This is a genomic window from Christiangramia sp., assembly GCF_029937855.1.
GTDB lineage: Bacteria > Bacteroidota > Bacteroidia > Flavobacteriales > Flavobacteriaceae > Christiangramia.
In genome coordinates this window covers 1-12245 of record NZ_JAPYPC010000007.1, presented here as the reverse complement: position 1 = coordinate 12245, position 12245 = coordinate 1, and the positions used below count along the sequence as shown (strand labels likewise).

Annotated in this window: 5 protein-coding genes and 2 rRNA genes; 2 read left to right on the top strand and 5 right to left on the bottom strand. The window is 40.1% G+C overall.

Translation table 11 applies throughout. The features are described 5' to 3' along the window. Positions 1 to 1266 (bottom strand): hypothetical protein (locus Q1K34_RS05510; protein WP_300435587.1); only part of this gene is annotated, 1266 nt, incomplete at its 3' end. Between the two features lie 582 nt (positions 1267 to 1848). Here Q1K34_RS05510 and gltB point away from each other — a divergent pair. Next, positions 1849 to 6372 carry a glutamate synthase large subunit gene (gene gltB / locus Q1K34_RS05505; RefSeq protein WP_300435585.1) on the top strand — a complete coding sequence of 1508 codons (4524 nt, stop codon included), beginning with the start codon at positions 1849 to 1851 and terminating at the stop codon, positions 6370 to 6372. Between the two features lie 2 nt (positions 6373 to 6374). After that, entirely contained in the window at positions 6375 to 7835 is a 1461-nt protein-coding gene (locus tag Q1K34_RS05500) for a glutamate synthase subunit beta (RefSeq protein WP_300435583.1), read from the top strand. 73 nt (positions 7836 to 7908) lie between these two features. On the opposite strand, the gene Q1K34_RS05495 is transcribed toward Q1K34_RS05500, so the two are convergent. The 4 genes from Q1K34_RS05495 to Q1K34_RS05480 form a co-directional block, all read right to left on the bottom strand. Next, complete coding sequence (locus Q1K34_RS05495; RefSeq protein ID WP_300435580.1) at positions 7909 to 8781, bottom strand: creatininase family protein; 873 nt, start codon at positions 8779 to 8781, stop codon at positions 7909 to 7911. A gap of 171 nt (positions 8782 to 8952) precedes the next feature. Then, complete coding sequence (locus tag Q1K34_RS05490) at positions 8953 to 9897, bottom strand: DUF4382 domain-containing protein (RefSeq protein ID WP_300435578.1); 945 nt, start codon at positions 9895 to 9897, stop codon at positions 8953 to 8955. A 391-nt stretch (positions 9898 to 10288) separates the two neighbouring features. After that, positions 10289 to 10398 (bottom strand): 5S ribosomal RNA (rrf, locus tag Q1K34_RS05485). A 155-nt stretch (positions 10399 to 10553) separates the two neighbouring features. Further along, a 23S ribosomal RNA gene (locus Q1K34_RS05480) occupies positions 10554 to 12245 on the bottom strand; the annotation flags it as partial.

Sequence of the window (12245 nt, the reverse complement as noted above, 5' to 3'; positions counted from 1 at the left end):
GTTTTTGGTCTGGTCTCCTTCACAGAAACGATCGCTACCATCTACTCCGGCATATGCAGCTTTATCTACTTTTGTTGTAACTTTACATTCTGTACTACCAAATTGTGATGTAATTTGCACCTGTACAGTATATTCTCCAGCACCACCTGGATTTACATTTACGCTATCTAAGGTTAAATCTTCATCTTCCGGAAAGGTAGCTCCTGAACTATTGGGGAATTCGGCATCATTTAAAATTGTCCAGGAATAGAAGTAAGTTACTCCAGGCAAGTTATCTGTCGTTGCTGTATATAATTGGGAACCAGTTCCAACACATAATCTCTGTGGACCATCAGGAGTACAGGATGGAGGCGGAACTACTGCACTCGCTTTTAATGACCTGTCTTGGTTACCCAAATTGTTAATACCTGTGGTTCCGTCAACATTGGTGCCCCAAGAAATTAGTCTCATATGATATGGTGAACCACTTATACCTCCAGCAGAAGCGATCAAACCATCATCAAAATCCCAATCTGCCCTACTTGCTATATGTCCGCCCCAGGCTAATAGAACTGGTTGTTTTGCATCAGGAGCAAATTCATTACCTACTATAAATCGTACTTTGATTTGCTGTGCTGTTTTATCATCATTCAAATCAGGTGCAGGACCATAACTAATATCAATAATATCTCCGTTCCATATTGACATATTAGCTCCTCCTGCCAGGCGAATGGTATTTTGTATCGTTTTAGGTTGTAAAACTCCATCCTTAACCGCAATCGAATAGGAATCATCAGGATAATTTGGTATCTCAAATTCATCATCTGGGGTAGCTGGATATGGCTCTTCAAAGACAGTTCCGAGGGTAGGATTTAATGCCTCCAGGTTTACGTGACCGAACGCAGCCTCATGGGGTTCCATGAAGTCGTAATTAGTGAGGAAATCCAGAGCATGTTTCTCTGTATGTTTCACATCATATTCGAGAACAATTGTCACCGTCATTCCTGGAGTCAAATTACTCATTTTGGCCCTATATGGCACTGAAAAACCTTCTGCCAAGTGAGCTTGTTCCGGTCCTAAATTACCATTCACCCATTCCCCCGGGATATTGGGACTGGAGACCTCTCCATTTCTAACCTGATCAAGGTCTACTGCAGGCTGAGTTTGTGTAAATACATAATTCGTTATTAAAAGAAAAATCAGTAACCAAAAGAGTTTTATATAATCTTTTTGGACCACGGAGTGGCAATTTCTCGTTTTAATGCCTTTACATGTAAAATTTTTCATAATAATTAATTTAATGGTTAGACCATAGCTTTGGTTAACCTAGAGAAGCAGACTGGGCAGTCATTGTCGGGGGCTTCAATTAATCTAATTACAAAAATGAGTAGGGTAGAAAAACCTGAACTAAAAATAGCCAGGGAAAATACCTTAACTAGGTATGCGGTCTAACGGGGGGAAGTGTTTTAGAAATCTAATTTTAATAGAAAAGCTAAATCAGAAAAGCAAGTATAGATTTTGAGGGAGTCTGAAAAAAAACTAAAATCAGGAAATTCGAATATTAAAAGGCTAATTCTAATAAAACGAAATAAAGTAATAGATTAATAATCAGGTGGTTAAATTTACTATTTTTTTAAATATATTAACTAGTCTTTGTTAAGAAATCCAAAAAATAAGGGAAAACCCTAGGTTACCATTTCGCAAAATATCGATTATTCATTTCTTAATTTTATTTCCATATTTTACCAATATCTTATTTAGAACCTTCGAAAATAAGAATTCCTAAAAACTTGATTTAAAGCGATCTAAAATTCTCTAATTTCCTTTAGTTTTATTTAACTTCCACAGAATAATTCAGAATGAACAGGTATGAAAATGAAAGAACAGGGACTCTACTCCCCTCTAAATGAGCGCGATAACTGCGGAGCAGGATTTATATGTAATTTAAATGGTGAAAGAACCAACAATATAATTCATAAGGCCATTGATATTCTGGTTCGACTTGAACATCGTGGTGCGGTAAGTGCCGATGGAAAAACCGGTGACGGTGCTGGAATACTGATTGAAGTTCCTCACGATTATTTCAAAAAGGTCTGTGAATTCGATTTACCAGAATTTAGATCTTATGCCGTTGGAATGGTATTTCTGCCAAAGAATAAGAACCAGGCATCTATATGCCGGGAAGCTTTTGAAAATGAAATAAATAATCAACAGCTTCAGGTCCTGGGCTGGAGAAAAGTTCCGGTAGATCATTCCTGTCTTGGGAAAATGGCCAGTAATGTAGAACCTGCGGTAGAACAGGTTTTTATAGGTAAACCCGAAGAATTAGAGGGCACTGCTTTTAATTCAAAATTATATTCAGCTAGAAAAATCGCAGAACATACCATCGAAAATTCAGGCCTGGCCCAAAGTGACTATTTCTATTTTTCAAGTCTTTCTACAAATACCATAATATATAAAGGCCTATTGATGCCGCAGGACATCAATATTTATTATAAAGATCTTAATGATCCTGATGTAATCACCAAATTGGCACTGGTACATCAAAGGTTTTCAACAAACACTTTCCCTACCTGGGATCTTGCGCAGCCTTTTCGATATATGTGCCATAATGGAGAAATTAATACTCTGCGGGGAAACCTTAGCAGAATGAAAGCAAGAGAGGAGCTCTTTGAGTCTGACGTATTCGGCAAGGATATGAAGAAAATCATACCAATAACCATGGAAGGAAAATCAGATTCTGCCTCTATGGATATGGCTTTGGAATTACTGCTGCAAACGGGAAGATCTTTACCAGAAGCGATTATGATGATGGTGCCGGAAGCATGGGAAAAGAATCCTTCCATGAAAGAGAATAAGAAAGCATTTTACGAATATAATGCCTGTATTATGGAACCCTGGGATGGTCCGGCTTCAATTCCGTTTACCGATGGAAATTATATAGGGGCACTTCTAGACAGAAATGGTTTAAGACCTTCAAGATATACGGTGACGAAAGATGGGTATGTGGTAATGTCTTCAGAAACGGGCGTCCTGGATATTGCTCCTGAGAATGTTCTCAAACATGGCAGACTGGAGCCGGGAAGAATGTTCCTGGTAGATATGATCGAAGGCCGTATTATTGAAGATGAAGAAGTAAAGAATAAGATTGTTTCTGAAAGACCTTATCAAAAATGGCTGGATGAGAATCTTCTGCCTTTAGCTGAAGTTCCCTATACTGGTAACCAAACTCCGGTAGAAGATATTCCATATATCACCAGACTGAAGCTTTTTGGCTACACCTATGAAGATATCACCACCATTATTTCACCTATGGCTTCAAAAGCAAAAGAAGCGATAGGTTCTATGGGAACAGATATTCCACTGGCGGTACTTTCAGATAAACCACAGCTTTTATTTAACTATTTCAAACAGCTTTTTGCCCAGGTCACCAATCCGCCGCTAGATGGAATTAGGGAAGAGATCGTGACAGATATTAGCCTCTCCATTGGAGAAGATCTAAATCTTTTTGATATCATTCCAGAACAAGCAAGAAAATTAAAGATTCAAAACCCTGTCATTTCCAATGAAGACCTGGATAAAATAAAATATATAGATACTCCCGGTTTTAAGGCTAAATCCATCTCTATCCTTTATGAAGCTGAAAAAGGAGTTAATGCGCTGGAAGACAGATTGGAAGAAATGATTTCTGAAATTAATGATGCCGTGGACGATGGCTGCAATGTCGTGATCCTTTCAGATAGAAATGTGAATCCAAAATTAGCTCCTATCCCTTCCCTTCTCGCCTGTTCTTTTGTTCACCATAGAGCAAAAGACTATAATAAAAGATCAAGCTTCGGGATAGTGATCGAATCTGCTGAACCAAGGGAACCACATCATTTCGCCGCACTTTTTGGATATGGTGCCAGTGCGATCAACCCTTATATGGTAAATGAAGTGATCTATGATTTGGTAGAAAGAAAAGAGATTGACGTACAGGATCCCGAAGTTGCCGTAGAGAATTTTAATGTTGCCATCGGAAAAGGAATCGTTAAGATCATGAACAAAATTGGTATTTCTACATTACTTTCCTATAGAGGTTCCCAAATCTTCGAAATATTAGGATTAAACAAGAAATTCGTCAACAAATATTTCTGTAATACGCCTACCAGAATTGAAGGAATCGGACTTTATGAAATAGAAAAAGAAATTCAAAAACGCTATCAACATGCGTTCTTTCCGCCGGAAACAGAAACCGATCTTGACCTTGAAATGGGCGGGGATTATCGCTGGAGAAGAAATGGGGAACGCCATGTTTTCAATCCTGCCAGTGTGGCAAAACTTCAACAGGCGGTAAAACAAAATAGCTATGAAACCTATACCGAATATTCCAAAATAATCAATGAGCAGAACGAAAATCTCATGACCTTAAGGGGAATGTTCAAGTTCAAGGAATTAAACCCTATTCCACTGGAAGAGGTAGAGCCATGGACCGAGATCGTAAAAAGGTTCAAAACCGGAGCTATGTCTTTTGGGTCTATTAGTAAGGAAGCACATGAGAACCTGGCTATTGCCATGAACCGAATTAAAGGTAAAAGTAATTCTGGTGAAGGTGGTGAGGATCCAGACCGTTTTCAGAAAGACATCAATGGTAACTGGAGAAACTCAGCCATTAAGCAGGTGGCTTCGGGAAGATTTGGGGTAAGTATAGATTATTTGACCAATGCCCGGGAAATACAGATTAAAATGGCCCAGGGAGCAAAACCCGGTGAGGGCGGACAGCTTCCTGGAGCAAAGGTGAATCCGGATATTGCAAAAACAAGAAATTCCACGCCCTATGTTGGATTGATCTCTCCGCCTCCACATCACGATATTTACTCTATTGAAGATCTGGCTCAGTTAATTTTCGACTTAAAAAATGCCAATCGCGAAGCTCGTATCAATGTGAAACTGGTTTCTAAAGTTGGGGTTGGCACTATTGCTGCCGGTGTTGCCAAAGCAAAAGCAGATGTTGTATTAATTTCAGGATACGACGGAGGTACCGGAGCGTCACCATTAACTTCCCTGAGACATGCCGGTCTCCCCTGGGAGTTAGGAATTGCTGAAGCACAACAAACACTGTTGCTGAACAACCTGAGAAGCAGGATCGTGGTAGAATGCGACGGTCAGTTAAAAACTGGACGTGACGTGGCTATCGCCTGTTTATTGGGTGCAGAAGAATTTGGGTTCTCCACAGCACCACTTGTGGCTACCGGATGTATTATGATGCGTGCGTGTCATTTAAATACCTGCCCCGTTGGTATCGCGACACAGGATCCTGAATTGCGAAAGAATTTTAAAGGCACTCCTGAAAATGTTATTAATTTCATGTATTTCATAGCTCAGGAATTAAGAGAGATCATGGCTCAGCTTGGTTTCAGAAATATGAATGAGATGGTAGGCCAATGTCAGAAGTTAGATATGAACAGGGCTATAAAACATTATAAAGCCCAGGGAATTGACCTTTCAAATATTCTACATAAACCGAATATTAAAGAGGGTGTACCCCTTGCTAACACAAAAAAACAACTTCATAATATCGAAGGAGTGCTTGATTTTGAAATCTTAAGACAGGCACACCCTGCGATTTACAGGAAAGAACCTGTTACGCTAAGCTACCCTATTAGTAATACCAATAGAACTACAGGAGCCATTATTAGTAATGAGATTTCCAAAATTCATGGTTCCATAGGATTACCAAAAAATACCCTTACCCTGAATTTCCATGGTTCGGCGGGACAAAGTTTCGGAGCATTTGCAGCAAAAGGTTTAAATCTAAATATAGAAGGAAATTCTAATGATTACTTCGGAAAAGGACTTTCCGGAGCAGTGCTTTCCATTAGAAAACCAAAAGCAGCCACATTTAAATCTAATGAAAATATCATTATAGGAAATGTTGCCTTGTATGGCGCCGTGAACGGTGAAGCCTATATCAACGGAATTGGTGGAGAACGTTTTTGCGTAAGGAATTCCGGGGCAAAAGCAGTTATTGAAGGGATAGGAGACCATGGTTGTGAATACATGACTGGAGGAGTTGCCGTGATCCTGGGGAAAGTAGGAAGGAATTTCGCCGCCGGAATGAGTGGTGGTATCGCCTATATTTTTGATCCTGAAAATAACTTGGACAGAAATAATTTCAATATGGAAATGATTGAACTCGAAGCGCCTTCCGAAGAAAATCTACAGGAACTGGAAGAGCTCATCGTAAATCATTATCAATATACCGAAAGTGAAGTTGCCAGGTCCATTTTAAATAATTGGGAAAAAGCTTCGAAAGGCTTTATAAAGATAATGCCTACAGAGTATAAGAAGGCACTACAAAAATTAGAAGACGAAAAGAGAAAAGAAGAGGAAGTAGATCTTAAAACAGCATAAAAATGGGTGAATTAAGAGGATTTTTAGAATACGATCGTATTGAAGAAGAAAATATACAACCCGCAGAAAGGGTAAAGAATTACAAGGAATTTCATAAAGAACTCCCTACAGAAGAGTTAAAAAAGCAAGGGGGCAGATGTATGGATTGTGGGATCCCATTTTGCCATAGTGGGTGCCCCGTGGGAAATCTCATTCCAGACTTTAATGATGCCATTTATAGAAATGAATGGCAAAAAGCCTTGAAGATATTACATGCAACGAATAATTTTCCTGAATTTACAGGTAGATTATGTCCTGCTCCCTGTGAATCGGCCTGCGTGTTAGGCATTATAGAACCTCCTGTGGCTATCGAAATGATTGAAAAATATATCGTGGAAAGAGGTTTTAAGGAGGGCTGGGTCAAACCGGAACCTCCTGCTAAGCGTACCGATAAAAAAATTGCCGTGGTTGGCTCTGGCCCCGCAGGTTTAGCTGCAGCCCAACAACTCAATAGAGCTGGCCATCATGTGACGGTTTTTGAAAGAGATTCCAAGATTGGCGGACTTCTGCGATATGGCATTCCAGATTTTAAAATGGAAAAGAAAGTGATAGACCGTCGTTTAGACCAGATGACGGCTGAAGGGATCCAATTTAAAACGAATACTGAAGTCGGTAAAAATTATTCAGTAGAAGAACTGAAAGCATTTGACGCTGTGGTATTATGTGGAGGAGCAACGGTTAGAAGAAATCTTCCAATTCCAGGTTCAGACGCTAAAGATGTAGTACAGGCAATGGATTTTCTTAAGCATAATAATGAAACTGTAGAAGGTTTACATGAACTGGAAGATAGATATAATGCAAAAAATAAGAACGTCATTGTAATTGGTGGTGGAGATACAGGTTCAGATTGCGTGGGGACATCGAACAGACATGGAGCTAAATCTGTGACGAATTTTGAAATTATGCCTCTTCCCTCGGAAAAAAGAACTTCGGAAAACCCCTGGCCTTATTGGCCTTTTACTTTAAAAACGAGTTCTTCTCATGAAGAAGGTGTAGAGCGTAATTGGAGTATTCAAACCAAGGAATTTATCAAAGATGATAATGGTAAGCTTAAAGCTTTAAAAACCGTACAGGTAGAATGGATTAAAAAGCCAGGAAAAAGACCAGAATTAAAAGAAGTACCTGGTACCGAAAAAGAATGGCCTTGTGATCTTGCATTATTGTCAATGGGCTTCACAGGACCGGAAAAAACTTTAAGTGAAAAACTTGGATTAGATTTAGACGAACGAACTAATATTAAGGGTGAAAAGGAATATAGGACCAATGTGAAGAATATTTTTGTGGCCGGCGATATGCGTAGGGGACAATCATTAATAGTTTGGGCAATTTCTGAAGGTAGGGAAGCTGCTCACAATGTGGATAAATTTTTAATGGGCAAATCAAAATTACCAATTAAGGGAGAAGGTGATCTTCCGACTCCATAAATGATGTTTTATATTATAGAAAAAGGATCTGATTTTATTAACCAGATCCTTTTTAGTTTAAAGATATTAACACTTAACTTTTATCATTCGAGGACTTCTCGACATCCTCAAAATATTGTTTTTGCAGCTGTAGAGTTTGATTATCTTCTTTTACAGCCTTCAAGGCCTTTACTATAGAATTTACAGCGTGATCTGTTACAAGTTTCCCCACTTCTTTGGTACCTGTTTCACCCTTCCCCGCATAATGATGAGGAAAAGAAGAATACCACCAGATACCTCTGTAAATATTAGGAATTTCAGTCAGCCGTTCCTCATCTGCTCCTGATTCATCTGTAGCCCTTTCTATTTTAACCAGATCAGGACGTAAATATATAAGTTCTGAAGTCTCTCTTTCTCCGGCATGCATATCTCCGGAAGCATCAGATTTTCTCATTTCAGACAGTCTCTTTTCATATTCCGGATCTGAACCTGGATCGAATAAATAAACAGCATAATCCCTCTGGCTTTCCATTTGATTTTGAATGAAATATCTTAGCATTGAAGGATTCCCCCCATGTGTATTGACGATCAATATTTTATTAAATCCATTCCGTGCTATTTCTTTACAGGTAGCTTCTAAAAGTTCCATGGTAAGATCGCTTGGAAGTGAAAATGTTCCCTGAATGTGTTTAGCTTCATTCACCTGTCCATAGTAATAATCGGGAAACACTACGGCGTATTCTATGTCTGTGGCTCTTTTTGCCCATTGCCTGGCTCTTATAAGATCTGAACCAATAGGTGCCTGCGGCCCATGTTTCTCCAATATTCCAATAGGGAGAATAATTGTTCGGTTGGATTTCTCAAGCGCCATTGGCCAGTCGCTTGCAGTTAACTCATCCCAGTGGGTTGGAATCTCCTGCGCAAATACTCCTGAAGTCAGAAGCAGAAAAAATATAATTTTTTTCATAACTATAATTGTTTAATCAAAATTTTTGGGTTATTAGGACTTTAATTTAAAAATAATTATATAAACTATTATAAGCTCAGGAAACACCATTTTTTTTATGATTATTATACTCATAAAAAAGACCTGTAGAAATAAATCTACAGGCCCTCAATTTTTAATCGGAGATATTATTTACAACCCTAAAAGTCCGGTAAATGAAATTTCCAGGTTCACCTGTGAATTTGCTTCCACCGTAAATCCATTTAAATTGAGATTACTTGCTGTATTTGCCTCTACCATTCCGTCAAATTCTAATTTTCCATCAGAATCTTCATCAGAATAAGAAGCAAAATGCAATTCATAATCACCTTCCTCTAAAAAGTGAATTTCAAACTCCCCGTTTGATTCGGAAACTATAGAACTGCTTACCGCATTCGTGAAATTTACACCTTCACTATTCGGATTACTCTCAGATTCTTCAAACGAACCAGCTGTATAAGCGTAAGCTACAACAACATCGGCATTTGCCTCGCTCGTATTATCCACATTCCCGGTAACAATTCCCGTATTAACCGTATTCACTGCTCTTATATTATTTTCCAGTTGCGATTCTGAAACAAAAGAATAACTATCTCCATCATTCTTTAAACTTTTACGTAGATCGAAATCAAGTACGATTTCATTTTGGCTTTGGTTGATAATTTCCGCCTGATCATTTACGTTGATCTCAAGGCTAGAACCTATTGCTATTTTCTCGTTTGCACTCGTCATTACATAATTTCCCGGGGCTTCGCCAGAAGCGTCTGTTTCAGAAAGGATAAGACTAATATCCGAAGTAGTGCCCGCTTCCAGATCAAGCTCTCCTAAAAGTTCAGTTCGTCCCTGCGTAAGACTACTTATCTCTATGGTGGTCTTATTAAAACCTTCAATGGCTTTTCCATTTACTTTTACTTCTGAAACGGTAATAAATACAGCTTCCACATTTGCCTGATCTATTGGAGAGTCAGTTAAATAAACCTGGGTAGAATTCATGCCTTCTGGCTCACCTCCATTATCCATAGAATCATCTTCTGAACAGGATGCAAATAATATTAAAGCTAATAAAACTGCTAATTTTTTTAGATTTTTATAAAGCATAATTAAAATAATTTAGTGTTAACGTTAGCTATTTTTGAACGTTAGTTAATATTCAATTTAATTCAGGTTAGTAAATTGAATTTTAAATTTTAAGATACCTATTCCTAAAACGCAAAAGTCTTTCCAGTATTTCTTAAAATTATTCTAAAAGTAAGATTTTACTTATATAAGCTTCTATCTCCCTTACAAACAGAGCATTAAAATATGGTTTAAAAGGAGAAAAATCTGTTGAAGAGAAATGATCAAGAGAAGGAAACAATTTTTGTAGAAAAAAGCCCCAGGATTGTACATTTCTACCCAACCTAAGGAAATTGATGAAAATGTAAGTATTAATACTTGTCAGTACCGCATAAAAAAACCCTTTATCTGTTGAGATAAAGGGTTTTCAAGAAGAAGGCGGCGACATACTCTCCCACAATACAGCAGTACCATCTGCGCTAACGGGCTTAACTACTCTGTTCGGGATGGGAAGAGGTGAGCCCCGTTGCTATAGCCACCTTAAAAGGTAAGTTATAAGCTTCGAGCTTAAAACTGTTCTAATTGCTTAGAACTAATATTGTTGACATACTTAAAGAAACAAAAAATAGGAAGAATAGGTAATGCATTATAAAATAAGCATTTGGCGGCTCTGAGGTTTTGCGGCCTCAGAGCCATCTCGCATCAAGCTTTACGGATGATTAGTACTACTCGGCTATGACATTACTGCCTTTACACCTGTAGCCTATCAACGTGGTAGTCTCCCACGGTCCTTTAAAGAAATCTCATCTTGTGGTGGGTTTCGCGCTTATATGCTTTCAGCGCTTATCCCTTCCGAACGTAGCTACTCTGCAGTGCTCCTGGCGGAACAACAGATACACCAGAGGTTCGTCCAATCCGGTCCTCTCGTACTAGGATCAGGTCCACTCAAATTTCTAACGCCCACTGTAGATAGAGACCGAACTGTCTCACGACGTTCTGAACCCAGCTCGCGTGCCACTTTAATGGGCGAACAGCCCAACCCTTGGGACCTTCTCCAGCCCCAGGATGTGACGAGCCGACATCGAGGTGCCAAACCCCCCCGTCGATGTGAGCTCTTGGGGGAGATCAGCCTGTTATCCCCGGCGTACCTTTTATCCTTTGAGCGATGGCCCTTCCATACGGAACCACCGGATCACTATGCTCTACTTTCGTACCTGATCGACCTGTATGTCTCTCAGTCAAGCTCCCTTATGCCATTGCACTCTACGCACGGTTACCAAGCGTGCTGAGGGAACCTTTAGAAGCCTCCGTTACTCTTTTGGAGGCGACCACCCCAGTCAAACTACCCACCAAGCACTGTCCTTCCTGCGGAAGTTAGGCTCTAAACAAGTAAAGGGTAGTATTTCAACAACGACTCCACCACACCTGGCGATGCAGCTTCAAAGTCTCCTACCTATCCTACACATCACTTGTTCAAAGTCAATACTAAGCTATAGTAAAGGTGCACGGGGTCTTTTCGTCCCACAGCGGGTAATCGGCATCTTCACCGATACTACAATTTCACCGAGCTCATGGCTGAGACAGTATCCAGATCGTTGCACCATTCGTGCAGGTCGGAACTTACCCGACAAGGAATTTCGCTACCTTAGGACCGTTATAGTTACGGCCGCCGTTTACTGGGGCTTCAGTTCAAAGCTTCGCCGAAGCTAACTTCTCCCCTTAACCTTCCAGCACCGGGCAGGTGTCAGGCCCTATACGTCATCTTTCGATTTAGCAGAGCCCTGTGTTTTTGATAAACAGTCGCCTGGATCTTTTCACTGCGGCCCCCCATAAGGGGGCGACCCTTCTCCCGAAGTTACGGGCCAATTTTGCCTAGTTCCTTAGCCATGAATCTCTCGAGCACCTTAGAATTCTCTTCCCAACTACCTGTGTCGGTTTAGGGTACGGGTTGCCTCCACTCGCTTTTCTTGGAAGTCGCTCCTCTGGATTATCACGCCGGCCGTAGCTTTTGTGTACTATCGGGGTGTTACCACTCCCTTCAACGTACTATTCCGTCAGTACGCACCAAATTTACGCCTCCGTCCGCTTTAACGTGGGGCAAGTAGCAGAATATTAACTGCTTGTCCATCGACTACCCCTTTCGGGTTCGCCTTAGGTCCCGACTAACCCTCAGCTGATTAGCATAGCTGAGGAAACCTTAGTCTTTCGGTGTGCAGGTTTCTCGCCTGCATTATCGTTACTTATGCCTACATTTTCTTTTGTAACCAATCCAGCGAGGCCTCACGACTCACCTTCATCTCTGTTACAATGCTCCCCTACCACTATAGTAAACTATAGTCCATAGCTTCGGTAGTATGTTTATGCCCGATTATTATCCATGCCGAACCGCT

Excerpts from the sequence above, each read along its gene's own strand:
- gltB (WP_300435585.1), top strand. The coding sequence starts at position 1,849 with ATGAAAATGAAAGAACAGGGACTCTACTCCCCTCTAAATGAGCGCGAT.
- Q1K34_RS05495 (WP_300435580.1), bottom strand. The coding sequence starts at position 8,781 with ATGAAAAAAATTATATTTTTTCTGCTTCTGACTTCAGGAGTATTTGCG.
- Q1K34_RS05500 (WP_300435583.1), top strand. The coding sequence starts at position 6,375 with ATGGGTGAATTAAGAGGATTTTTAGAATACGATCGTATTGAAGAAGAA.
- Q1K34_RS05490 (WP_300435578.1), bottom strand. The coding sequence starts at position 9,897 with ATGCTTTATAAAAATCTAAAAAAATTAGCAGTTTTATTAGCTTTAATA.